Genomic DNA, 22,853 nt, shown 5'->3' with positions numbered 1-22,853 from the left:
TTACGTAAAAATAAGCATAATCTTGCTTACTTTATTTTACATCCTGCATTAATTTTTTCACGAACGGAGATATCAAAATTAATACCACACCGGCAATTACCGCGTATAATCCCAATTGTTTATATCCATCAGTATAAGTGATTAAAACATCATAATTGGTAGAGCCTTTTTTTGCTGTAGCAAGCCCTGCTCCAATGATTCCGGCAACGTACTGTCCATATGCTGAAGCCAGGAACCACATTCCCATCATCATTCCCTGAAGATTTTTGGTGGAAAGCTTCGTCATGATTGATAATCCAATCGGTGACAGGCACAGTTCCCCAAGAGTAATAATCAATAATGCTAATGTGAAGAAATTCAATGATGTTATTCCCTGAAGATCAGCAAAAAGTCTGGTTGCAAATAACACATAGTATCCTATACCCAGAAAGATAAACCCTAAACCGAATTTAACGATGGTATTAGGCTCGATTTTTCTTTTGTTCAGCCATATCCAGAGAAGCCCGATAATAGGAGCGAGGAAAATAATAAAGAATGCCCCTCCAGAGTTATTCACTCCGTTCGGATCTAGTCCCAGAAGGTCTTTATTCAGGTTTTTAGCCGCGAAAATACTTAAAGAGCCACCGCTTTGCTCATAAATTCCCCAGAATAGGATAGAGAAAATGATGAAAACTAAAGCTGCCCAAAGTTTTTTACGTTCTGATGCGGTTACTTTAGACATTTCATAAAATAAATAGATCAACGTCAGAGGCCCAATTGTCCACATAAAATAATCTGTGTATTCTGTTTTGGCTACCATTTTCATGATAATTGGAACGAAAATCAGAGATAAAACGTAAACTCCGTATTCTTTCCACTTGGGGATCGGAGCTGCTTTTACTTCTGCTAAAGGATGTCCTGGCTGAAGACCGATAGTTCCCAATCTTCTTTGTGTGAAAATGAAATTGATAAGACTTATCACCATTACCACTGAAGCCAGTCCGAAAGCAACATTCCATCTCATGGCTTCTGAGATAGTACCACCTAAAATTTCGCCTTTACCAATAGCAATACACAAGTATCCTCCCAGTAAAGCTCCCAGATTGATTCCTGCATAAAAAAGGGAGAATCCGGCATCTGCTCTGGAGTCATTAGGTTTATAAAGTTGTCCTACCATAGATGAGATGTTCGGTTTAAAGAAACCTGTTCCTACAACGGTAAATGCAATTCCTAAGAAAAAGAATTTGTGCGGGTCAGCTGCGAGAATTAAACTTCCTACGATCATCAGAAGTCCGCCCCAGAATAGAGATTTTCTGAATCCAAGGAGTTTATCGGCAAATAGACCACCAACGAATGTAAAGGCATAAACAAATGCCTGGGTAGCGCCATATTGAAGATTAGCTTCCTTTTCATGGAAATTAAGCTGTGAGATCATAAAGAAAACCAGCATTCCGCGCATTCCGTAGAAACAGAAACGTTCCCACATTTCAGAGAAAAACAGGCTCCAGATCTGTCTGGGATATTTTCCTTTGAAATTTTGTATTTCATCTAGAGTTAAGCTCATAATTGTATATGATTGATTTTAATTAGGGTTGTTTGTTATTGTTTTGGTCCAGTTCAAAACGGATCCTGTCCTGGTCTATGATTTCTTTTAATTCCTCTTCTTTTGGAAGGTAGAGGAGGTATTTGCTGGCAAAGAGATTGTTTTTGTCATTCAGAACGGAATATTTTACAATGGTCTCGTCTTTTTCTGAACAGAGTAAAATTCCTATCGTGGGATTATCACCTTCTCCGCGTTTCAAATCATCGTACATGCGTACATACATATCGATCTGTCCGATGTCCTGATGGGAGAGTTCTCCTGTTTTAAGGTCAATAATGACAAAGCATTTTAGAATATAATTGTAAAAAACAAGGTCGATATAAAAATCTGATGTATCTGTAGAAATGTGCTGTTGTCTTGCTACAAAAGCAAATCCTTTTCCGAATTCCAGAAGAAACTTCTGTATATGATCAATGATGGCGGTTTCAATTTCTTTTTCTGAAAACTTTTGATCCGGTGTTAATCCTAAAAATTCGAAAATGTAAGGGTCTTTTAGAACACTGTGGATATTGTCTGCCGGAGTTTTTTTATGTTCCAAAACTCTTTCGTAGGCAAGTGAATTGATCTGTCTTTTCAAATCGCGGTAATTCCAGTTATTCTGAATGGCTTCATTGATGTAATAGTTCATCTTATCCATGTGATCAAGCCTTATCACCAATCTGTAATGGGTCCAGCTCAATTCGTGACGCAATGCGTCACAATTTGGGAATGCCTGATAAAAAGACCGCATATTTCTTAAATTACTTTCATCAAAGCCCTTTCCAAACTCCAGAGAAAGTTTTTTAGAAAGATTTTTTAACGTTTGCTTTCCGTATTCAGCGCGTTCTTTTCCCTGCTGCTCGTCTTCTATGATCAGTTTTCCGATCTGCCAATACGTAAGCAGTAAGGTAGAATTCGCTATCCGAAATACTTTTTCGCGCGACTGCCTAATAATTTCCTTTACGGATTGAAATAAAAGATCTTCGGAAATTTCCATCATACGAAAATAAAAAAAACCTCTGACTTAGCAGAGGTTTTGTTGTATTTTATTGATGCGGTTATTTTACACCGTGCATCATTTTCTTTAAGATTGGAGAAATCAGACCCAAAATAACAGCTGCGATACCACAAAGTACTACGAATACCATAAAGAATTCAAATAGGTTGTGGATCTCAAATCCTGCAAATGTAGGATTATGTAATGGTAACTGAGCTTTCTCAAATGCCGCTGCCTGATCAGCAGTCAATGTTACTTTTTTATCTAGAACGTCCTGAAGGTTTACGCCTATTTCCTGTGCTTTTGTGAATTTATCACCTGTAGCAGGGATAAGAGCTCCCAATGAACCTGCCAATGCATAACCTGCAGCATTGGAAATAAAGAATACTCCGTACAATAATGACGCAAATCTTTTTGGAGCCAACTTTCCTACCAATGAAAGACCGATTGGAGATAAACAAAGTTCACCACAAGTCTGGATGAAATAAAGAAGCATTAACCATTTGATGGCTAATAATCCTGAATTTCCAAGATCTTTTACGTTGTGTGCAATAATGAAGTAAGAAAGAGCGATCAATGCAAGACCCATTGCCTGCTTGAACGGAGAAACGGGCTCTCTTCCTTTTGTTCTTAATTTATCCCATGTCAAACTGAATGGAACGGCTAAAAGAACTACGAAGATACCGTTGAAAATCTGAACCATTGAAGGCGGCATATTCCATCCGAAGATATTTCTGTCTGTCTGGTTATCAGCGATAAACGTTAATGAAGATCCTGCCTGCTCGAAAGCTGCCCAGAAGAAAATGATAAAGAAAGATACGATATAAATTACCCAGATTCTCTGTCTTTCAATCTTATTTTCTGCAGAACTCATGATCAGGAAGGCAAGTGAAATACCGGCTGCGTAGATGAAAGGATAGATAATTCCTTTGATCAGCTGACCCATTTCTACAGCTTTAAATCCGAATTCTCCTACCAATAAATATCGGAAAGCGAAGAATAAAACAACAAATATAATTCCGGTAATCCCTAAAGATAAACCTGAGAATTTAGCAGTCTGAGTTTCCCCTTCTTCAAAGTCTTCACTTGTATTGTTCTTTGGTAATCCTCCGATAGGTCTTCCTTCCGGATTTACCACGTATTTATTTTTAAGGATAAAGAATGTTACGGTTCCAATGACCATTGCAATTGAAGCCGCTAAGAATCCCCATTTAAAAGCAAAAATATCTCTTACTCCTGTCGTTGCATCTTTCACATCTCCTACATACGGGCAGATGAACTGTCCAAGGAATGCTCCGATGTTGATCCCCATATAGAAAATGGTGAAAGCAGAATCCAGTTTGGATTTCTCCTGTTTAGGATAAAGACTCCCCACCATTGAGGAAATATTCGGTTTGAAGAATCCATTACCGAAAATGATAACGAATAAAGCCAGCCACATAACCGTTTTGGAACTGCCCAGATCGGCAGAGAAAGTAGAGGCACTGATAAATAATAGAAACTGACCGATAGCCATTAGAGATCCACCGATTAAGATGGCGTTTCTGTTTCCGATATATTTATCTGCAATAAATCCTCCCAAAAGAGGGGTTAAATAACATAAAGCTAAAAATCCACCGTAAATGATTGCCGCATCAGCCTCTTTTATTAATAAGGAATTTACCATGAAGAGCGTCAAAAGGGCTCTCATCCCATAAAAGTTGAAACGCTCCCACATTTCTGTTCCGAAAAGAACCCACAACCCTTTTGGATGCCTTGAATTCTTATTCTCTACAAATTCATCCGGTTTCGGACTTAATGCTTCAATATTATCCATTCTATTGTTAATTTTTGTTAAGACTGACAAATATAGTTTTTTTTGAGTTTTTGGCAAGGTTTTAATTTTATATTTAAATAAAAAAGCTGCAGAGTGATTCTGCAGCTTGATATTCTTTATGATAATCAGGGATTAGTGCCCTTTTTCCTTCATGATCTTGTTTAATCTTTTTAACATAGACAGGCCTAAAAGGGTTGCAAATATTAACAAAGCAAAGTTCACCAGGAAGTAATTCATTTTGTTGTCGTAGCTATACCACGTACTTGCAAGGATTCCCGAAAGTTTGTTTCCTACCGAGTTAGCCAGGAAGAAACCTCCCATCATCAATGCAGTAATTCTTGCAGGTGAAAGTTTGGATACAAAAGAAAGTCCCATTGGAGAAAGACATAATTCACCGATGGTAATGACTCCATATCCAGCCACAAGCCAAAGCGGGGAGACTTTTACAGCTCCATTATCTCCTGCCATAACGGCAAGAACCATCACTAAACATGATAATCCGGAGATGAATAATCCCAGTACAATTTTTGTAGGCGTCAGCGGTTCTTTTCCTTTTCTTCTCAGTAAAGCCCAAAATCCTACGACCAACGGAGTAAGCGCAATCACCCAGAATGGATTGATAGACTGGAATAATTCCGTGTTGTATAAATAGACTTTAGATTCAGGATTTCTTTCCAGGGCTGCACGCTGCTTAGGAGTAATATTTTTGAAATAAATATCTTTTCCTGTTTCTTTAATGCTTTTTCCATCTTTGTCTTTTTGAGACTGAAACTGGTTATCGTATACAGGAACTTCTTTGTTTTCGTAGCTCTTTCCTTCCACCATATAGATGTCCTCAAGAGGTTTTTCCAAAGAAGCGGGAACACTTCTGTCCGTATAATAATTGGCCCATCTTGTAAGCGCCGTACCATTCTGTTTGAAAACCGCCCAGAAGAACATACTGATCAGGAATACGGAAAGCAGAGCTCCGATCGAAGGTTTTTCTTCCGGTTTGGCTTTAAAGTATAGTGAAGCATAAAAGTAAATCACAGGAGCACAGGCAAAAATAAAGGCATCTGTACTGTCGCTTCCAAAAATATTTCCTGGAATAAACCAGCCAATAGCCCCAATTGCAATCGCAGGAACGAAAACCTTCATTAAAATTTCAGAAAGCTTAGTGTCTCCTTCCTCTACAGGTTTCATCTGTGCAGCATGAATGTAGTGCTTTCTTCCGATCGTAAAGATCACAAGACCCACCAGCATTCCTACTCCCGCAGTAATGAAAGCTTCGCCCCATCCGAATTTATTACGCATGAAAGCCGCAATAATATTACAGATAAACGCCCCGATATTGATTCCCATATAGAAAATATTATATCCGGAGTCTTTATTGGCTTTGTAAGGTTCTTCAGAATAAAGGTTTCCTAATAATGTAGAAATGGTAGGTTTAAAGAAACCGTTACCAATGATAATCAGTGCTAATGAACCGTAGAAAAGAGGAAGTTCTTTGAAAACTCCCATTCCGATATATCCTGCGGCCATCAGAATTCCGCCCAGATAGATAGATTTGATATATCCTAAAACCCTGTCAGCTAAAAATCCTCCAAGGAAGGGTGTTAGATAGGTCAAAGCGATGTATGTTCCGAAAATATCATCAGCTGTTTTATCCGGAAGTCCAAGTCCGCCTTTCATTCCGGTAGGTTCAATAACATACAGGACAAAGATTCCAAGAATCAGATAGTAGCCGAAACGCTCCCACATTTCTGTGAAAAAGAGAAAGGGCAGGCCTTTAGGATGTTTAGTCTTCATATAATCAAATTTCAAATTTCTCAAAAATAAGTTTTTAATTTCAATTGATAAAATAAATAATACTTGCTGAAAACGATTAATGAAATGAATGGAAAATAATCTATTTCAATAGAAACTTTTGATATTTTCTTTTAGAATTATTTTATAGGTGATTATTGGGATCTTAAAGTTTTAATTTCTTCTTTTAATTCGTTGATTTCCTGTTTAAGAAAGCTGATATAATCGTTAAGGGTCTCTACTAAAGACTGATGATGAATTCCAAAATTATCATGAAAAGTAGCGTGTTCATTATTAACAGAAAATTTGATTTCTTGTTCTTTAATATCTTCAACGTGAACGTCAAAAGCTTCAGCTATTTTTTGCCATTCTTCCTCACGAATCTTTATTTTTCCTCTTTCTTTGCGGGAATAGTTAGACGGATCTGTAGATAATATCTCAGCTATTTTTTCCTGGGATATTCCTTTTTGTATTCTTAATTTTCTCAGTTTTTCTTGTGTCATTGTTTTTGTGTTTTCACACAAATATGGAAAACTGATCCTTATTTTACAAGGAAATAGTCTGAAAAATTATTTATCTTATTTCATTTTGATTTAATTTTTGTTTTAGCTTTAAAAATATCAATAGTGTCCCTTAATTATTAAAATTATTTACTACGAAGAATTAAAAAAGCAACAAGAAAAAATAATAATTAGAAGAGGAATATTTTTTATTAAACTTTTACGGACTTTCACTTAATTATGTAAAATAAATGTAATGATTTTGCAAGAAAATTGCCTGAAAATTACATGGTTTATTTCACTTTGTTTTGATTTTTGTTTTTAGTTTTGAGTATGTCAACAGTGACAAATAACTAAAAAACATTGTTATGAAAAAATTAAAAAAACTTTCAAGAAAAGATCTTAAAGAATTAAAAGGTGGAAGAAATTATCCCGAAGTTGGGGATGATGGAGGATCTGGAGATACATTCAAATGCTGTAATACATCAACGGGTGCTTGTGGTCCATGTGGTGGTCCTGGAGCTTGTGATACGGGTTATGAATTAAGATATTGTTAGAAGTAACTTATCTGAATCAGAAAGGGTGTGAAATTTTCAGCCTTTTTTTATATCCTGCTATATTTGTTGTTTAAAATAATTCTGAATGATGCGTAATATTTTTTTATTAATTAACATTCTATTTTCTTTGAGTTTTTTTTCTCAGAAAACCATGAAGGTTATTGGAGAAGATATCAAAAATAAATATCAGGAATCCTTAAGACTTGTAACTGTGTTTAATGAGAAATATTATAAAGGTTTTTCCGGAGATTCTGCTGCTATAAAAAATGATAGATACACTTTCAGTATTCCAAATTATAATGATGATTCTCCCAAACCTTTTCGCTTTCTGTTTAAAACTGTAAAAAACAAGGTGTTTAAAATATCAGATATTTTTTACATTTCAAAAAACACCAATAAAATAAGTTTTAACTCTGATATAAGTAAAATCATATTTGAGAATAAGGATGATCTTTACAATGAGATAATTGATTATGATGCTTACATGAAATCATACACATTTAAAAAGAAAATATTAGATAGCATTAAATTTAGCATTAATGAGCGTAAAAAGTTCAAACTCGGGAAAACAACAACAGACAGTTTACAAAATTTATATAACGGTCTTGATAAATATGAAGATTCTCTATTATTAAGTCTTTCCAAAAAAACACCTACTTCCTATGTTTTATTTTGGAAATTAGTAGAAAAACTAGAAACTAAAGGTTACAAAAAAACGTATCATCAGATTTTCAATAATTTAAGTATTTCAATAAAGAAATCTTCTGTTGGATTAATCTTTGATAACCAAATAAAAAATGCTGAAAAGATCGTTTTAGGCAGCTTGTTCCCTGATTTAATTTTTCTCAATAAAAAAGTCTTAAAAGAGTTAGGAAATAGCTATACCCTTATAGATTTTTGGTTTTCTTATTGTCAACCATGTATAGACGATTTTCCAAAATACAAAGAGATATATTCAAAATATCATGATAGAGGTTTTGAAATTTTAAACATTTCTACAGACAGAACTAAGGATAAGGAAAATTGGAAAAAAGTTATTAAAGAAAAAGATCTTAAATGGATTCATTTTTTAGATGAAAATGGTGTAAAAGCTAAACAATACAATGTTAATAAATTTCCCACTAATTATCTTTTAGATTCTACGGGAAGAATTATCAAAAAAGATATCACTCCTGAAGAACTGGATCTTTATTTAAGTGAAAACTTAAAATAGACATCAGTCATTTAGTAAAGTATTTATAAAAATAAACCCTTTTAAGAAAGCTTAAAAGGATTTATAATTAAATTGTATTTTGTTGTAAGATTATAAATTATTCAAAATAAAATCCGTCATTTTCTGATACAGCTGCGGTCTTGTCTGTCCGCCATAGATGCCATGGTTTTTATCCGGATAAGCCATAAAATCAAATTGTTTTTTATTCTGAATTAACGCTTCAGAGAATTCCATAGAATTCTGGAAATGTACATTGTCATCAGCTGTTCCGTGGATGAGAAGGAATTTACCTTTCAATAGGTTGGCATATTCTGTAGGTGAGTTTTTGTCATATCCCTCCGGATTTTCCTGAGGCGTTCTCATGAATCGTTCCGTGTATACAGAATCATAATATCTCCAGTTGGTTACCGGTGCTACAGCGATTCCTGCTTTGAAAACATCCGCACCTTTGGTCATAGCTAAACTGGTCATGTATCCACCGAAACTCCATCCGAACATTCCGATTCTCGATTTGTCAATATAAGACTGGTTACCGAACCATTTTGCAGCCGTAATCTGATCTTCAATCTCGTATTTTCCTAAATTCATATAGGTTACTTTCTTGAACTTAGTTCCTTTGTAACCCGTTCCACGGCCGTCTACGCAGGCAACGATGTACCCTTTCTGTACCAAGTGGTTAAACCATAAAGTATTTCCGGTATCCCATGAATTGGCCACCTGCTGTGATCCCGGTCCGGAATACTGGAACATAAAAAGAGGGTATTTTTTATTCGGATCAAAGTTCTTAGGTTTTATGATCCAGGCATTCATCTGATCACCGGCATCATTTGGAATAGTGATGAATTCTTTTTCTGAAAAGTTATCTGCTTTTAATTTCTGAAGCTGATCATTATTATTCTGAAGTTCTTTTACCGTTTTACCGCTTCCGTCCTTTAATACAAAAGTGTAAGGTTTTGAAGCAGTAGAAGATGTTTCGATGAAATAGCTGTAGTTTTTGCTGAAATTGGCAGAATTATTTCCTTCTGCATTAGAGATCAGCTGGGATTTTCCATTTTCAATATTTACTTTGGAAACGACTTTGTTGATGCTTCCTTTTTCAGTAGTCTGAACGTAAACTTCTTTAGATTTTGGATTGAATCCGTAATAATCGGTTACTTCCCAGTTTCCTTTTGTGATCTGTTTTTTTAGCTTTCCGTCTTTGTCATACCAGTAAAGGTGACGGTTTCCGTCTCTTTCAGAAGCCCAAAGGAAAGAATCATCCTCAAGGAATTCAAGAGTCGGGCTGTCTGTATCGATCCATTTATCATCCGTTTCCGTGAATAATTTCTGGATGGCTCCCGTTTTAGTATTGACCTTTAAAATATCAGAAGCATTCTGAATTCTTTCGGAAGTAACAAGAACGATTTCGTCAGGTTTTGCCGTCTGAATAACGTTCGGGATATAATAGTTTTTGAAAGAACTTAAATTCAATGGCATCGTTTTTCCGGTGTCAAGACGGTACAACTGTGCAGAAACGACAGCGTTTTTTTCTCCTGCTTTAGGATATTTGTAACGCATTTCATCCGGATAAAGTTTTTTTCCATAGATCGGAATATAGATTTCCGGAACCTGGCTTTCGTCAGATTTTACAAACACTACCGCATCAGAATTCTTGGTCCACTCATATTGTCTTGCGTGCCCGAACTCCTCTTCATACACCCAGTCTGCAAGACCGTTGATGATCGAATTTTTCTTGCCATCATTGGTAATCTGAGTGATTTTTCCTGAAGTCAGATCCTGATAGAATAAATTATTTTCTGCGATAAATGCAACTTTGGTAGCATCAGGAGAGAATCTTGGCTCCTGTACCGTTTTGCCATCATTTAAGCTGATCGTTTTTCCAGATTTAAGATCTTTTACATCAAATTTTCCAAGGAAAGAATGTCTGTAAATGGGCTGGCTCTCTGTCAAAAGAAGAATTTTCGACTCATCATCAGAGAATTCATAGCTCTCAAATTTACCGTCAACAATATTACCTTCTTTTTGTGAAGTTTTGTATGAATACCTGGCAATTCCCGTTGGTTCAATGACCAGATAGTTTTCGCCATTTTTCATGGATGCAATACCGGCAATGCCTTTTCCACGGTAATATCCTGAATATATTTTATCTAAAGTGATTTCCTGTGCCGATACATTATGGAATGCTACAGCCACAGTAAGAGTTAAGAGTAGTTTTTTCATTTCTAATTTTAATGATTCCAAATTTAATAATTCTTAGTCATATAATCACATAAAAGAAAAACAGAACCGTGAGATCCTGTTTTTGTTATTATTTTTATAAATTATTCTTACTCTGGTGGGTTCAGCTCCGTAAGACAAACCGGAAGTGTTGGGTTGCACGAGTTCTGCATTGGTGGTACAGCATACCACATCATGGTTTGACAAGTAACCGGATCTGAACATCTTTTCATTCCCGGAAGGCCACCCCCCTGTACTTCTTTTAATTGCTCTCTTGCGATCTTTTTAAGATTTTTCATTGTAAATATTAGTTTTAAGATTTGAAGTTCTAAAGTAATAAAAAAAATCATATACTGGTGAATTTTTTAAAATTAACAATTTGGCAAAAAAATTGAATGTATACTATTAGAATCAAATTAAATAATAATTATGGAAACGAATGCATACAACCAGAAACTGAATCGCTATGTTTTAGCCGATCAGATTGTTTATACTGGATTTTCAAGTTTTAAGGATGCGGAAGAATGTGCCAATAAAAAAGGCGGGACTTTGGTGGAAGTGAGTTTTAAAGGTGGTAATGATAATCCTCAGATCAGTAATGAAGCCGGATTGATAGAAAAAAAGCTTCATTATTATGTATATGCAGGTGATGAGTATAAATTTATCCATTCCTCTGATCCCGGATTTAGAAAATATGCCGATGAGCTGCAGAAAATAAAGGCCAGCAAAGATAAAACAAGTCCGGATGAAAGATATTTCGCCAGTTTTGAAATTGAAAATATAGAAGACCCGATCATTGTGATCAAGAATGACCACTTTGAATCGGTAACTTCCAGAGAACGCTCAAAATATTTGAAGCATGCTGAAGTCTATGAATTAGGGGTATCCCTGCCAAAATCTTAAATTTTTTTATCATGAGCAAAACTAAATATTCAGAAAAAGCTCAGGACAAAGTAGGAAAAGTAATGCATGAATTCAAAGAAGGGAAACTGAAATCCTCTTCAGGAGAAAAAGTGATTGACAGAAAACAGGCCGTAGCCATAGGTATTTCCGAAGCCAGAGAAAAAGGCTTAAAAGTACCGAAGAAGAAAAAAGAATAAGTTTCAACCATAAAAAATTCCGTGAAAATATTTTCACGGAATTTTTTTATGGTAAATCAAATTCAGATTTGATTATTTATACAGTATCTTATAATACTCGTCCGCCATTCGGTCACTGTTAAAGTGCTCCTGGACATCATTCATTGCATTATACTGAATCTTTCTCCATTGATCCGGCTTATCGTAGTAGGTTGGAAGAATTTCGTTTTCAAGGATATCGTACAACGCATTCAGATCATAGGTATCCTGCTCATAGATGCTCATATTCATGTAGTCTGCTTTCGGAACGACAAATGAATTTTCTCCCGTTTTTGCAAATTCAGGAATCCATCCGTCATCGGTAGAAAGGTTCACAGATCCGTTCATTGCGGCCGACATTCCTGAAGTTCCAGAAGCTTCTCTCGGTACCCTCGGATTGTTGAGCCAAAGATCAGAACCCTGCTTCATTGATTTGCTTAAAGCTAATTCGTAGCCTGTAAGGACAGCCATGTTTTTATGATTCTTGCTCTCTTCTACTAATGTGTTGAAGGTAGAAATCGCAGAATAGTCCATCGGGTAGGGTTTTCCTGACCAGATGATCTGTACCGGATATTTCGGGTTATTTAATAATTTGTAAAATCTTTCTTTATCGTGTAAAAGCAAGTCTGCACGTTTGTAACCTGCAAATCTTCTGGCCCATACGATGGTGAAAATATTCGGATTGAACAGGTTTCCCGTTTGATCAGCCACAATGGTGAAAAGTTTTTTCTTCAGGTGTTTTTTACGGTAATCGAAAACAGTTGCATCATTTTCGTCTTTGGCGTTATAAAGAGGTTTATCTGACCAGTATTTGAATTCCTGAGCATTGGTAATAGACGTAATTTCACAGATTCCAGGATATTTGCTCCACATCGCTCTTGAAACTACACCGTGCAGTTGGGAAACGCCATTGGCCATTCTTGCCATTTTCAAAGCACATAAAGAATGGTTGAAACGGTCGTCATCTGTTCCCTCAATGCTTTTTATATCCTGCATGCTGAAACCGGAAAAGTAAGACATATCATAGCACAGTTTCAGATTGTGTTTTTCATTTCCTGCCTCTTCAGGAGTGTGGGTCGTGAAAACCAGTTTTTCTTTTACCCTGTTCAGATCTCCGTTGTATTTTTTCAGAAGGTAGAATGCAGCTGGAAGTCCGTGAGCTTCATTCAGGTGATACACATCTCTTTCCGCATTCATTTCATCCAGTAATTTGGCGCCTCCTTTTCCCAGCAGAATATATTGAGCCAGCTTGGTAGACTCGTTCGCATCATATAATTTATGACAGATGGTTTTGGAAACATGATCGTTTTCAGGGACATCTGTGGAAAGGAAAAACATAGGTGCTGTATTGAAAATTTCAGGATCAAGGTACCATACTTTCACCCATACCGGTGCACTGTGGATCTCGATCTGGAATTTTATTCCGGTATCTTCAAGGAAGCTGTACATTTTTTTTGTCCATACCGGCTGAAGGGTCTGATCATGATTTCTGGCCTGATCGTAATAGCCGAACTTCCAGAGAATTCCGATCCCGATAAGATCCTGTTTCAGATTGTATGCACTTCTCATATGAGATCCTGCGAGGAATCCCAGGCCTCCCGAATATATTTTTAAAACCTGTTCAATGGCAAATTCCATCGAAAAATAAGCAGCTTTTTTAGAATATTGTGGATTGATGTTGTAAGGTATTTTAAAATTTTTAAAATCCATAAATCACAGTGTTTATATTTAGAGGGCTAAAGGTATTGATTATGAAAATAAACTCTACATTAATTATTTGATAAATTCATTTAAAAGTATCTGATGAATAGTTTTTTTACTTACCTTTAATAGGTAAATTTTTGAAAATCAAAAACTTCTAACGGTGAGAACCATTATGGCATGTGTTCTTTGGTCACATAAAAAAATCACCCATGAAAAAGACATTTTCTGATGAAGATTTAATAAAGAATCTGAGCCTATACTACATGAACCGGCATTTGAAAAAAAAGCCGATGGAAAAATATCACCGTAAAATAGACGAATCTCTGCTTCATGACCGCGAAAAATACAGAAAAAAGTCAGAGATTCTCCTGCTTAATTCTTTTATGCATCATTTCCCCGATGTGAAATTTGAAGACCTCACTTGCGAAAGTCCCGACTTTATCGCCAAACTCAACGACAAAAAGATCGGAATAGAATTGACCGAAGTGATCAATCATCTGGAAATGAAAAAGGTAGAAAGTACTTTGAATAAGATGTTCCGTCAGGCAGAAATATTATTAGAACAAGAAGACACCGCGAAGTACCGTGGTGTTTATTTTTTAGAATTCCACCCAAACATCAAGTTTGATAATTTAGAAGAGCAGGAAGAAAATATCATCAGCATTTACAAAAGCATCAAAAAGAATAAACCGGTGGGCTGTGTAAAAGGAATGCGGAAATCTTTTCACCGCAGAAATGTTTTTATTACCCATGAATACAGCATGAATCTTTTTGACGAACTCTGCTCCGAAAAGATTCTGGAACTTATCGATAAGAAAAATGAAAAGTTTCCTTACTATGACACTTCGGTGGATGAATGCTGGCTGGTGATCGTATCAGATATGAATTCCATAGCTTCGAGATATACATTCATTCAGGACAAAGAGCATTTGCAGGAAGTGAAGAGCCCATTCCATAAAATTTTCCATCTGGAAAACCTTTGTGGAAATATTACAAGTATAAAATAGTCGCTATTTATTCCGTTATATCGCAATTATTTTATGCTTTTATTTAAAATAATTTAAGATTTTTAAAAATCCATTGTTTGTGATTAAAATATAGGTATATTTGATGTATGTGTTGTAAATCAATGCATACCATGTGTTTTTCGCATTATATTCACCAAAAACTATATATCTATGAAAAAACTTTTACTTCTTATTTTTTTCGGTATATCGCGGACCTTTTTTGCTCAGGCAGATTGTGCTACGGCCCTTGCGGTCTGCGGAAATTCAAATATTACTTACAGCCCGTTTGGAGTCGGTGCTGTTAATGAAAATCTGGGAGGATGTCTGTCCACAGGGGAGCATAATTCTATCTGGTACAAACTTACCATTGCGACCAGTGGAACACTTACTTTTGATCTGGTTCCGAATGATCCCGGCGCGGATTATGACTGGGCTATTTATGGGCCTAATGTTACATGTGGAAGCCTGGGCTCGCCCATTCGCTGTAATGCTGCAACAGTTGTTGGAGTAGGAGCATCTACGGGAATGAATATGACAAGCACGATTACCAATGCACTTGGAGGTTCACCCACACCGTATTGTAAGTATATGGATGTTGTGGCGGGTCAGACTTATTATTTATACATAGATAACTGGGTTGATGTATTTAATCCTACCACAGCTCCTTTCGCTTTAACATGGGGCGGTACGGCAACACTGGCATCTCCGTTTACAGATCCGGCTACACAACCTTATCCGTTTACACCTCCGGGAGTTCCTGCGGCCAATCCTGCAGATCCGAGAGAAGTGGTGGTATGTGTTAATCCGGCTGTATTTGATTTCTCTACGCTGACTGCAGGAATTCTTAACGGAAATCCTAATTTTTATGTAAGTTATCATACAAGTCAGAATGATGCATTGACGGGAAATAATGCGATTACGGTTCCTACACTAGTCAATATGACTTCCATTTATTATTACAGTATTGGCTATACAGATCCGAGCAATCCAAACAGCCCGCTCAATAAATGTAAACAGATTGGAACCTTTAAATTTAAAGATGGTAAGATCACCACGAAAAATGCAACGTTGACCCAATGTAACAATAATAATGCAGGTACCGCACTGTATGACCTTACTACAGCCGACGTCATTGCAGATCCAACGGTGACCAAGAAATATTATAACAGTCTTTCCGATCTGAATGCAGGCATTAATGAGATTACAACTCCGTCAGCGTTTATTTCTGCCGAAGGAACGATCTATGTGAAAGTGACCTCCACATTCGGATGTACCGGTATCGCACAAATCACACTTAAATTCCATCCTGTAGTGACGGTGACGGATCCTACCTTAAGATCATGTGCTATCGAGAGCAATCCCAGTACTGCATCTTTCAATCTTACATCAGCACCAGTAACGGGATTGACCGGTGCAGTGAAAAAATACTATCCTTCTGCAACCGATGCAGCGAATCAAACCAATGAAATTTTAACAGGTACGGGCTATATCGCTCCAAACGGAGTGGTTTACGTAAGGGTTTCCAATGCGCAGGGTTGCTATAGTATCGCTAAAATCATATTAGTGGTGATTCCTCCGGTTTATTCAGCCACTCTTAAAGATAAAATAATCTGTGTGGAAGATAAAACAACTTTGGATGCAGGACCCGGATTCAACGGCTACGAATGGAGTACAGGAGCAACAACGCAGGCCATAACCAATGTTGGTATAGGAACTTATTGGGTAAAACTTAAAACAGGTGACTGTACAGTCGTGCAGCATGTAAAAGTATATCCTTCTGAACAGCCTGTAGTTTCAAATATTGAAATTTCAAATACAACGGCTACGGTATATGTGATAGGAGGGACACCGGCTTACAAATACTCTTTGGATAATATCAACTGGCAGGATTCCAATGTCTTTAATAACCTTAAAAGAGGAGACGCGACGATATTCGTAAAAGATTCTTACGACTGTGATCCTATAGACATCAGCATCGTAGTCCCTAATCTTGTGAATGTCATCACGCCAAATGGAGACGGTTATAATGACGTTATCGATTATTCAGCCTTAGCAAATAAGAAAAACCTCGTAATGAATATTTTCGATCGCTACGGAAATATGATCTTCCAGGTGGATAAGTCCACTGGTTATAAGTGGGATGGAAGCATCAGAGGCGGAACAAAAGTTCCTACAGGAAACTACTGGTATTCCGTAGGCTGGAACGAAAATGATAAAATGAGCACGCCAATTAAATATTCAGGTTGGATTGTGGTCAAAAACAGAGATTAAGCTTTTTTAATAATAAACTATTGAGGTAAAACCATTTCGAAAGAAGTGGTTTTATTTTTTATTAAAGAACAATTTTAATTGAAAGCCTTTGTATCCTTAAAATAATCAGAGAGATAAATAATTTTCCCTTCCTCTGAAAAGTGGACGACTGTACAGAAGTTATTTTCATAAACTCCTTGATTGATCATCGTTCCATAAGATGTGGTCTGGTAGAAATACTTCTGATTTCCCAGAGGGAAAATTTCAAAAACCTGCCATTCAATTGAATCATACCGTCGGAATATAGCCCTGAATAAGGCTAGAATCCTGTTCTTTCCTGAGATTTCTTTCGAGGGAGGAATCCAGATCGTGCTTTCGTCGGTGAACCATTTCTCAAGATGCTCAATGTTTAACGAATTCAGATCCTTCATAAAGTCATTTATTTTACACACCATATTGTCGTTTACCTTATATATACGGGAAAATTGCTAACTTGGTTTTTATTTTAAATATCATGAAAGAGCTTTTTGTAAAACGGTTTCAGTACTATAAATCTCTCGGAGATAAATCATTCGGACAGCTTTCTGATGAACAGATCTTCTGGCAGTATAATGATGAAAGTAATTCTATTGCCATTATTGTAAAACATATCGGTGGAAATATGTTGTCAAGATGGACGAATTTCCTGACGGAAGACGGAGAAAAACCATGGCGCAACCGCGATGATGAATTTGTCAATACCTTTACAACCAAACAGGAAGTGATTGATTGCTGGGAAGCCGGCTGGAAATGTCTTTTTGAAGGTCTGGATCAGATTAATGATGAAAATATACACCATACCGTTTATTTAAGAGGTGAGGCCCATTCGGTTTTGGATGCAGTCTGCCGCCAGTTAGCTCATTATCCGTATCACATCGGACAGATCGTTTATATTGCGAAAATGATGAAGAATGATGATTGGAAAACACTTTCCATTGAAAGAAACAAGTCTCAGGAATTTAATAATGAAATGAAAGACCGGTTTTCCAATGAAAATGCAGATTCTAATTCATCGCCCGTATGCTTTCAAAACAGCCCTGAAGTAAGGGATGAATATAAATAATAGACTGAATCGATTCAGAATTATTATTAAAATTACTATCTTTGCACCCAGAAAATTCAGGAGTAATAAAATGTCTACTTTTCACGGAACTGCCGCATTTCATACACTTGGCTGCAAATTAAATTTTGCGGAAACATCTACTATTGCCCGTCAATTAACAGATGCAGGTTATGATAAAGTAAGTTTTGATGATAAGGCGGATGTGTATGTAATCAATACCTGTTCGGTAACTGAAAACGCTGATCGTGAGTGTAAACTTCACGTGAAGAGAGCAATGAAAGCCAATCCGGAAGGGCTGGTCGTGATTGTCGGATGTTACGCACAGCTGAAACCTGAAGAAATCTCACAGATCAATGGAGTGGATCTTGTCCTGGGAGCAAAAGAAAAATTCAATATTCTAAGCTACCTTGATGACCTGGAAAAAAGAGAAAATGAAGGAATTGTTCATTCATGCGAAATTGAAGAAACCGATTTCTTTATCGGAAGCTATTCAATAGGTGACAGAACAAGAGCTTTCCTGAAAGTACAGGACGGATGCGACTACAAATGTACCTACTGTACCATTCCGCTGGCAAGAGGAATTTCACGCTCGGATACCATCGAGAACGTTATTAAAAATGCCAGAGAAATTGCTGAAAGAGACATCAAAGAAATTGTTCTTACCGGGGTGAATATCGGTGATTACGGTAAGGGTGAATTCGGTAATAAAAGACACGAACATACTTTCCTGGACTTAATTTCAGAGCTTGATAAAGTAGACGGCATCGAAAGAATACGTATTTCTTCCATTGAGCCAAATCTTTTAAAGGACGAAAGTATTGATCTTGTTTCAAAAAGCAAAAGTTTTGTTCCCCATTTCCATATTCCGCTACAGTCGGGATGCGATGATCTGTTGAAAAAAATGAAGCGCCGTTATCTTACGAAACTCTACAACGACAGAGTGAATAAGATCCGCGAGGTAATGCCTGATGCGGCTATCGGTGTAGACGTTATTGTAGGATTTCCAGGTGAAACAGAAGAAAAATTCATGGAGACCTATAATTTCCTGAATGAGCTTCCGATCACTTATCTTCACGTATTTACCTATTCTGAAAGAGAAAATACGGAAGCAGCCGATATGGACGGTGTGGTTCCTATCCCTGAAAGAAAAAAAAGAAATAAAATGCTGAGAATCCTTTCTGAAAAGAAAAAGATGGCATTTTATCAGACCCAACTTGGAAAAACGCTTCCCGTTCTTTGGGAGCATGAAAATAAAGACGGCAAAATGTATGGCTTCACAGAAAACTACGTGAGAGTCCAGAAAGATTTTGATCCCGCATTCGTTAATCAGATTGAATTTCTAAATTTAGAAAAAATCCTGTCAGATGGCACGGTTTCTGTGCAGTCATCCTTCGAAAGTTTTTTAGCAAAAGCGTAGTCTCTTTGCGAAAATTCCACTAAATTTATTTTAACTTTAAATAACTACATTCATGAGAGATAAGTTTTTATCTTGGGGAATTGTATTAGTAACTGCTACATGGATCGTCGCATTACTGATCAGAGCGCATTATTGGATACCCATCCTGTTAACTGCCATCTATGCATTGGGTGTTTACAATGCTTACCAATCGAAACACGCTATTTTGAGGAACTTCCCGGTCCTGGGATACCTCAGGTACTTTTTCGAAAGTATTTCACCCGAAATGCAGCAGTATTTCATCGAAAGGGAGACAGACGGGAAACCATTTCCCAGAAACCAGCGTTCTGCAGTGTACAGACGTGCCAAGAACTTAAGTGATACCGTTGCTTTTGGAACACAGTTAGAAGTTAATCACAGAAAATATGAAGGGATCAAGCATTCCATCTATGCAAAATCTCCGGTAGAAGAACTGCCAAGAGTTTGGGTAGGAGGAGAGCAGTGTACGCAGCCTTACCATGCTTCCCTGTTCAATATTTCAGCCATGAGTTTTGGAGCGTTGAGCGACAAAGCACAGATGTCTTTAAACAGAGGCGCTAAAAAAGGAAATTTCTACCATAACACAGGAGAGGGAGGGATTTCTCCCTATCACATGGAAGGTGGAGACCTTTGCTGGCAGATCGGAACCGGATATTTCGGATGCCGTAATGATGAAGGGAAATTTAACCCTGAACTGTTTAAACAGTATTCCACCCTTCCGAATGTAAAGATGATTGAAATTAAGCTGTCTCAGGGGGCAAAGCCGGGACATGGAGGTGTTCTTCCGGGTGTTAAGAATACACCGGAGATTGCAAAGATTCGTCACGTCACCCCAGGAATGACCGTTATTTCACCACCATCCCATAGTTCGTTTTCTGATGCTGCAGGTTTGTTGAGGTTTGTACAGCACTTGAGAGAGCTTTCAGGAGGCAAGCCGGTTGGTTTCAAACTTTGTATCGGTGATACCAAAGAATTCGAAGATATCTGTGTACAGATGAATGTTTTAAAGATCTACCCGGATTTTATTACGATAGATGGAGCAGAAGGAGGAACAGGAGCGGCACCGCCGGAATTCTCGGATGGAGTTGGGATGCCTTTGGAACCGGCTCTTATTTTTGTAAACAGAACCCTGAATAATTATAATTTAAGAAGTAAGCTAAGAGTGATCGCCAGCGGAAAAGTACTGACGAGTTTAGATATTCTGAGAGCGGTAGCAATGGGCGCGGATATGTGTAATAATGCAAGAGGATTTATGTTCTCATTAGGATGTATCCAGGCTTTAAGATGTAACAATAACAAGTGTCCTACAGGCGTTGCCACTCAGGATAAAATGCTGGTGAAAGGGCTTGATGTTACTGACAAAAGTGAAAGAGTATACCATTTCCACAAAAATACTTTGCATACCTGCAACGAGCTGATTGCAGCTGCAGGAAGAAGTTCTTACGAAGAAGTAGATGCCACCATGTTTATGAGGGGAGATGAGTTCGATCATCTGGCAGATCTTTACTTTCCGGATATTTTAGGAAATGTAAAACAGAAAGCAAGATCTTGACAAGATAGAAAATAAAAAACCGACCTCAGATGAGGTCGGTTTTATTTTATCTGTTTTTGTATTAGATTTATTATTGTCCTGCAGGTCTGTCTGCTCTTCCGTAAATCTGGAAGTTGAAGATGAAAGAGTAATTTCTTAAAGAAATAGTTCCTACATAAGGATAATGAGGATCTCTTGCAAATGCAGCTCTTGAAGGTACTAAGATAACTCCCTGAAGGTTATAAGGATTTCCACTCGAAAGATTATTGAATGCTTTGAATTTCTGGATAGCCTCATTGAAGCCTTCAATTTCATAATAACTTCTTTGCTGCGCTACCGTTGTTGTTGCAGCATCGCGAATACTCTTTTTAGCATAGTAAAACGTCGGATCAATCAATGGAAGGCCGTTGTCATTGATGGTGTTGACGATTTTCAGGTTGGTAATAAAATTGACATTTCCATCAGTACCGGCTGCTAAAAGACCATTAGCTCTTATCATCATAGTAAGGATGTCATCCGGTTTAACGGTTTGAGGATCAGTGGTTGGCTGTGCTCCTTCTCTCATAATGTAGATGGTTCCGGAAGGAAGCGTCTCATAAGGCAGATCAGATAATTTCTTTTCATTGTCATCACTCGCATCCGTTGTGCTGAAAGTTTTTATATTTCCCTGTGCATCCAGATAATTTTCATTCATAAACTTCTTAATGGCCTGATCGTCATAATTGTTCTGAACGGCGATGTCTTCCGGTTCTTTATAAGTTTCAACTTCATCATCTTTCTTACATGCAGTAAAACACAAAGATCCTGCAAGGATATATAAAAATATTTTTTTCATTTCAAAAAACTTTAATTACTTTACAAATAATATAACGGCAAAAGTATAAAAAATTATGAGAATAGATAAATTTTTATGGTGCATTCGTTTTTATAAGACGAGAAGTATTGCAACAGAGGAAATTAAGAAGAACAGAGTTTCACTAGGAACGTCTGCCGTAAAGTCGTCTAAGGAGGTAAAAGAAGGAGATGTTATCAAGATCCGTAAAAATCAGATCGATTATAAAATAAAAGTCATCCAGATTCCTAAAAGCAGGTTGGGAGCAAAACTGGTGCCCCTGCATATCCAGGATGTGACGGACAAGGAGCAGTATGAATTACTAAAACTCCGTAAAATGTCTCAGGACTATTACAGAAATAAAGGCGAAGGAAGACCTACCAAAAGAGACCGAAGAGATATGGACGAGTATGTAGGAAATGACATTGCCTCAGACTTTACAGACTGGGATGATTTTTTTGGTGAAACAGCAGACGGTACCGAAAATGAGAGTGCCGAAAACGAAGATTAAGAATAAAAAGCTCTAGAGATAGAGCTTTTCTATTATTTCTTTCATAATGTCTTCAGGATCTCTGGCGTCTGTATTGACACTGAACTGTGCTTTGCTGTAAAATGCATTTCGCTCAAATAAATGCTTGGCAATGAACTCAGGCAGATCTTCGTCAGAAATGTTGGCAATTAAGGGTCTTTTTTCTTTCTGTTTGGTGAGCCTTTCATATAAAGTATTTACAGATGCCCTTAAAAAAATACTTTTGGAGCTGTGGTTGATAATTTCCATATTATTGTAGTAAACCGGCGTTCCTCCTCCCAGGCTTAAAACCAGATTTTCTTCCGATGCGAGAATCTCTTCCAATGCCTCTCTTTCCAGCTTTCTAAAGTAGATCTCACCCCTTTTTTCGAAAATCTCAGGAATGGTTAATTTATTTCGCCTGGAAATCTCTTTATCTAGGTCAATTAGTCTAAAATTTATTTTGTCGCTTAATATTTTGGAAATGTGAGATTTGCCACATCCCATGTATCCGATGAGTGAAATAACCATGAATTTTTTTTAAACAAATTTGCAAAAAAGTTTTGAGATAACGAAAAAACTCATATCTTTGCACCACTGAAAACGAGGGACATTATTCAAATGCAAATCGTTAATAAAGTGACCGACTCGGTAGCTCAGCTGGTAGAGCAATACACTTTTAATGTATGGGTCCTGGGTTCGAATCCCAGCCGGGTCACA

At 37.1% G+C, this 22,853-nt stretch carries 21 protein-coding genes and 1 tRNA gene; 11 read left to right on the top strand and 11 right to left on the bottom strand.

Going from position 1 to position 22,853, the window contains the following annotated elements:
• Positions 1-31 precede the first annotated feature (31 nt).
• The 5 genes from N0B48_RS05185 to N0B48_RS05165 all read right to left on the bottom strand — a co-directional run bounded on the left by N0B48_RS05185 (position 32) and on the right by N0B48_RS05165 (position 6,662).
• Positions 32-1,543, bottom strand: coding sequence for a peptide MFS transporter (locus N0B48_RS05185; RefSeq protein ID WP_259837236.1), 1,512 nt, complete (start codon positions 1,541-1,543; stop codon positions 32-34).
• Between the two features lie 22 nt (positions 1,544-1,565).
• Positions 1,566-2,561, bottom strand: coding sequence for a PDDEXK nuclease domain-containing protein (locus tag N0B48_RS05180; protein WP_259837234.1), 996 nt, complete (start codon positions 2,559-2,561; stop codon positions 1,566-1,568).
• 58 nt (positions 2,562-2,619) lie between these two features.
• Positions 2,620-4,374, bottom strand: coding sequence for a peptide MFS transporter (locus tag N0B48_RS05175; protein ID WP_259837232.1), 1,755 nt, complete (start codon positions 4,372-4,374; stop codon positions 2,620-2,622).
• Between the two features lie 132 nt (positions 4,375-4,506).
• Complete coding sequence (locus tag N0B48_RS05170) at positions 4,507-6,162, bottom strand: peptide MFS transporter (RefSeq protein WP_259837231.1); 1,656 nt, start codon at positions 6,160-6,162, stop codon at positions 4,507-4,509.
• 152 nt (positions 6,163-6,314) lie between these two features.
• Positions 6,315-6,662, bottom strand: a complete 348-nt coding sequence (locus N0B48_RS05165; RefSeq protein WP_259837229.1) for a helix-turn-helix domain-containing protein — start codon at positions 6,660-6,662, stop codon at positions 6,315-6,317.
• Between the two features lie 365 nt (positions 6,663-7,027).
• Between N0B48_RS05165 and N0B48_RS05160 the strand changes: the two genes are divergently transcribed.
• Both N0B48_RS05160 and N0B48_RS05155 read left to right on the top strand, forming a co-directional pair.
• Positions 7,028-7,216 carry a bacteriocin-like protein gene (locus N0B48_RS05160; protein ID WP_259837227.1) on the top strand — a complete coding sequence of 63 codons (189 nt, stop codon included), beginning with the start codon at positions 7,028-7,030 and terminating at the stop codon, positions 7,214-7,216.
• A gap of 85 nt (positions 7,217-7,301) precedes the next feature.
• Positions 7,302-8,429 carry a peroxiredoxin family protein gene (locus tag N0B48_RS05155; protein ID WP_259837225.1) on the top strand — a complete coding sequence of 376 codons (1,128 nt, stop codon included), beginning with the start codon at positions 7,302-7,304 and terminating at the stop codon, positions 8,427-8,429.
• A 90-nt stretch (positions 8,430-8,519) separates the two neighbouring features.
• On the opposite strand, the gene N0B48_RS05150 is transcribed toward N0B48_RS05155, so the two are convergent.
• The gene (locus N0B48_RS05150; RefSeq protein WP_259837223.1) at positions 8,520-10,649 is read right to left on the bottom strand and encodes a S9 family peptidase; all 2,130 of its coding nucleotides are present in this window, start codon (positions 10,647-10,649) and stop codon (positions 8,520-8,522) included.
• Positions 10,650-10,756: 107 nt separating this feature from the next.
• Complete coding sequence (locus N0B48_RS05145) at positions 10,757-10,945, bottom strand: bacteriocin-like protein (protein WP_259837220.1); 189 nt, start codon at positions 10,943-10,945, stop codon at positions 10,757-10,759.
• Between the two features lie 130 nt (positions 10,946-11,075).
• On the opposite strand from N0B48_RS05145, the gene N0B48_RS05140 reads away from it, so the two are divergent.
• Together N0B48_RS05140 and N0B48_RS05135 are read left to right on the top strand one after the other, a co-directional pair.
• Positions 11,076-11,549 carry a hypothetical protein gene (locus tag N0B48_RS05140; protein WP_259837219.1) on the top strand — a complete coding sequence of 158 codons (474 nt, stop codon included), beginning with the start codon at positions 11,076-11,078 and terminating at the stop codon, positions 11,547-11,549.
• 11 nt (positions 11,550-11,560) lie between these two features.
• Positions 11,561-11,746: a DUF6496 domain-containing protein gene (locus N0B48_RS05135; protein ID WP_259837217.1), complete on the top strand. Its 186-nt coding sequence runs from the start codon at positions 11,561-11,563 to the stop codon at positions 11,744-11,746.
• Between the two features lie 72 nt (positions 11,747-11,818).
• Here N0B48_RS05135 and glgP read toward each other — a convergent pair whose 3' ends face one another.
• Positions 11,819-13,474, bottom strand: a complete 1,656-nt coding sequence (gene glgP / locus N0B48_RS05130; RefSeq protein WP_259837215.1) for an alpha-glucan family phosphorylase — start codon at positions 13,472-13,474, stop codon at positions 11,819-11,821.
• Between the two features lie 203 nt (positions 13,475-13,677).
• On the opposite strand from glgP, the gene N0B48_RS05125 reads away from it, so the two are divergent.
• Together N0B48_RS05125 and N0B48_RS05120 are read left to right on the top strand one after the other, a co-directional pair.
• Entirely contained in the window at positions 13,678-14,475 is a 798-nt protein-coding gene (locus N0B48_RS05125) for a hypothetical protein (RefSeq protein WP_259837214.1), read from the top strand.
• A gap of 171 nt (positions 14,476-14,646) precedes the next feature.
• Positions 14,647-16,746: an FIDD domain-containing protein gene (locus N0B48_RS05120; protein WP_259837213.1), complete on the top strand. Its 2,100-nt coding sequence runs from the start codon at positions 14,647-14,649 to the stop codon at positions 16,744-16,746.
• A 74-nt stretch (positions 16,747-16,820) separates the two neighbouring features.
• Here the strand turns inward: N0B48_RS05120 and N0B48_RS05115 are convergent, their stop codons facing one another.
• Complete coding sequence (locus N0B48_RS05115) at positions 16,821-17,156, bottom strand: nuclear transport factor 2 family protein (RefSeq protein WP_259837212.1); 336 nt, start codon at positions 17,154-17,156, stop codon at positions 16,821-16,823.
• Between the two features lie 83 nt (positions 17,157-17,239).
• On the opposite strand from N0B48_RS05115, the gene N0B48_RS05110 reads away from it, so the two are divergent.
• The 3 genes from N0B48_RS05110 to N0B48_RS05100 all read left to right on the top strand — a co-directional run bounded on the left by N0B48_RS05110 (position 17,240) and on the right by N0B48_RS05100 (position 20,814).
• The gene (locus N0B48_RS05110; protein WP_259837211.1) at positions 17,240-17,827 is read left to right on the top strand and encodes a DUF1572 domain-containing protein; all 588 of its coding nucleotides are present in this window, start codon (positions 17,240-17,242) and stop codon (positions 17,825-17,827) included.
• A 70-nt stretch (positions 17,828-17,897) separates the two neighbouring features.
• On the top strand, positions 17,898-19,244 hold the full coding sequence (gene mtaB / locus N0B48_RS05105) for a tRNA (N(6)-L-threonylcarbamoyladenosine(37)-C(2))-methylthiotransferase MtaB (protein ID WP_259837210.1): 1,347 nt from the start codon (positions 17,898-17,900) through the stop codon (positions 19,242-19,244).
• A gap of 52 nt (positions 19,245-19,296) precedes the next feature.
• Positions 19,297-20,814, top strand: coding sequence for an FMN-binding glutamate synthase family protein (locus N0B48_RS05100; RefSeq protein ID WP_259837209.1), 1,518 nt, complete (start codon positions 19,297-19,299; stop codon positions 20,812-20,814).
• Between the two features lie 70 nt (positions 20,815-20,884).
• On the opposite strand, the gene N0B48_RS05095 is transcribed toward N0B48_RS05100, so the two are convergent.
• On the bottom strand, positions 20,885-21,628 hold the full coding sequence (locus N0B48_RS05095; RefSeq protein WP_259837208.1) for a hypothetical protein: 744 nt from the start codon (positions 21,626-21,628) through the stop codon (positions 20,885-20,887).
• A 55-nt stretch (positions 21,629-21,683) separates the two neighbouring features.
• On the opposite strand from N0B48_RS05095, the gene N0B48_RS05090 reads away from it, so the two are divergent.
• Positions 21,684-22,136 (top strand): RNA-binding S4 domain-containing protein, encoded by a 453-nt coding sequence (locus tag N0B48_RS05090; RefSeq protein ID WP_259837206.1) that lies wholly within the window; start codon positions 21,684-21,686, stop codon positions 22,134-22,136.
• Positions 22,137-22,148: 12 nt separating this feature from the next.
• Here N0B48_RS05090 and N0B48_RS05085 read toward each other — a convergent pair whose 3' ends face one another.
• Entirely contained in the window at positions 22,149-22,664 is a 516-nt protein-coding gene (locus N0B48_RS05085) for a shikimate kinase (protein WP_259837205.1), read from the bottom strand.
• Between the two features lie 114 nt (positions 22,665-22,778).
• Here N0B48_RS05085 and N0B48_RS05080 point away from each other — a divergent pair.
• Positions 22,779-22,851: transfer RNA gene (locus tag N0B48_RS05080), tRNA-Lys, on the top strand.
• Positions 22,852-22,853: the final 2 nt, after the last annotated feature.

The organism is Chryseobacterium herbae (genome assembly GCF_025154075.1).
Lineage (GTDB): Bacteria > Bacteroidota > Bacteroidia > Flavobacteriales > Weeksellaceae > Chryseobacterium > Chryseobacterium herbae.
This window is presented reverse-complemented; position numbering and strand designations above follow the sequence as displayed.

What these genes read in the sequence shown, in the direction of transcription:
- N0B48_RS05185 (WP_259837236.1), bottom strand. Translation starts at nt 1,543, where the DNA reads ATGAGCTTAACTCTAGATGAAATACAAAATTTCAAAGGAAAATATCCC.
- N0B48_RS05110 (WP_259837211.1), top strand. Translation starts at nt 17,240, where the DNA reads ATGAAAGAGCTTTTTGTAAAACGGTTTCAGTACTATAAATCTCTCGGA.
- mtaB (WP_259837210.1), top strand. Translation starts at nt 17,898, where the DNA reads ATGTCTACTTTTCACGGAACTGCCGCATTTCATACACTTGGCTGCAAA.
- N0B48_RS05095 (WP_259837208.1), bottom strand. Translation starts at nt 21,628, where the DNA reads ATGAAAAAAATATTTTTATATATCCTTGCAGGATCTTTGTGTTTTACT.
- N0B48_RS05100 (WP_259837209.1), top strand. Translation starts at nt 19,297, where the DNA reads ATGAGAGATAAGTTTTTATCTTGGGGAATTGTATTAGTAACTGCTACA.
- N0B48_RS05165 (WP_259837229.1), bottom strand. Translation starts at nt 6,662, where the DNA reads ATGACACAAGAAAAACTGAGAAAATTAAGAATACAAAAAGGAATATCC.
- N0B48_RS05170 (WP_259837231.1), bottom strand. Translation starts at nt 6,162, where the DNA reads ATGAAGACTAAACATCCTAAAGGCCTGCCCTTTCTCTTTTTCACAGAA.
- N0B48_RS05140 (WP_259837219.1), top strand. Translation starts at nt 11,076, where the DNA reads ATGGAAACGAATGCATACAACCAGAAACTGAATCGCTATGTTTTAGCC.
- N0B48_RS05085 (WP_259837205.1), bottom strand. Translation starts at nt 22,664, where the DNA reads ATGGTTATTTCACTCATCGGATACATGGGATGTGGCAAATCTCACATT.
- N0B48_RS05120 (WP_259837213.1), top strand. Translation starts at nt 14,647, where the DNA reads ATGAAAAAACTTTTACTTCTTATTTTTTTCGGTATATCGCGGACCTTT.
- N0B48_RS05150 (WP_259837223.1), bottom strand. Translation starts at nt 10,649, where the DNA reads ATGAAAAAACTACTCTTAACTCTTACTGTGGCTGTAGCATTCCATAAT.
- N0B48_RS05160 (WP_259837227.1), top strand. Translation starts at nt 7,028, where the DNA reads ATGAAAAAATTAAAAAAACTTTCAAGAAAAGATCTTAAAGAATTAAAA.
- N0B48_RS05155 (WP_259837225.1), top strand. Translation starts at nt 7,302, where the DNA reads ATGATGCGTAATATTTTTTTATTAATTAACATTCTATTTTCTTTGAGT.
- N0B48_RS05180 (WP_259837234.1), bottom strand. Translation starts at nt 2,561, where the DNA reads ATGATGGAAATTTCCGAAGATCTTTTATTTCAATCCGTAAAGGAAATT.
- N0B48_RS05135 (WP_259837217.1), top strand. Translation starts at nt 11,561, where the DNA reads ATGAGCAAAACTAAATATTCAGAAAAAGCTCAGGACAAAGTAGGAAAA.
- N0B48_RS05090 (WP_259837206.1), top strand. Translation starts at nt 21,684, where the DNA reads ATGAGAATAGATAAATTTTTATGGTGCATTCGTTTTTATAAGACGAGA.
- glgP (WP_259837215.1), bottom strand. Translation starts at nt 13,474, where the DNA reads ATGGATTTTAAAAATTTTAAAATACCTTACAACATCAATCCACAATAT.
- N0B48_RS05175 (WP_259837232.1), bottom strand. Translation starts at nt 4,374, where the DNA reads ATGGATAATATTGAAGCATTAAGTCCGAAACCGGATGAATTTGTAGAG.
- N0B48_RS05145 (WP_259837220.1), bottom strand. Translation starts at nt 10,945, where the DNA reads ATGAAAAATCTTAAAAAGATCGCAAGAGAGCAATTAAAAGAAGTACAG.
- N0B48_RS05125 (WP_259837214.1), top strand. Translation starts at nt 13,678, where the DNA reads ATGAAAAAGACATTTTCTGATGAAGATTTAATAAAGAATCTGAGCCTA.
- N0B48_RS05115 (WP_259837212.1), bottom strand. Translation starts at nt 17,156, where the DNA reads ATGAAGGATCTGAATTCGTTAAACATTGAGCATCTTGAGAAATGGTTC.